Raw genomic sequence first — 396 nt, 5'->3', positions numbered from 1 at the left:
GTTTAGGCGGGTCAATGTTCTGGCAGAGGCGAGCTCGATAACTCTGGGTCGGGATCACAGAAACTAACTGGCTTTTGCCAAGGGGGCTGAGGGCGGTTTAAATGCCGCATAGAGGTGCGCCGCGCCTAAATGACGGCAGTAGATCTGGGTGAGAGGCTCAGTGTGATTGGCTCGCAGAGCCAGTGTGTTAATGCATTCGACCAGATCGGCTTGTTGGTGTTTTTCCAGTTGCAGCTCAAACTGCAACCCTTCGCGATAGAGGGTGTCAGGTTGGTGCTGTTTGCACTGACGTCGTAATTCGCGATTGGGTTGCAGCAGCGTTTCGGAGCGGCCCAAGCAGCTTTGCAACTTGTGCCCCTCCTCTTCATCGCAACTGCGCTGTTGTTCAACCAGCCA

The 396-nt window shown here is 54.8% G+C and carries 1 protein-coding gene; it reads right to left on the bottom strand.

The genetic code is table 11. The features are described from left to right. Window positions 1-63: 63 nt before the first annotated feature. Window positions 64-396, bottom strand: a 333-nt coding sequence (locus UF06_RS03700) for a TIGR02444 family protein (RefSeq protein WP_045569240.1), incomplete at its 5' end; no start/stop codon positions are given.

Origin of the sequence: Vibrio sp. S234-5 (genome assembly GCF_000960595.1) — a bacterium.
Taxonomy (GTDB): Bacteria; Pseudomonadota; Gammaproteobacteria; order Enterobacterales; family Vibrionaceae; genus Vibrio.
This window is presented reverse-complemented; position numbering and strand designations above follow the sequence as displayed.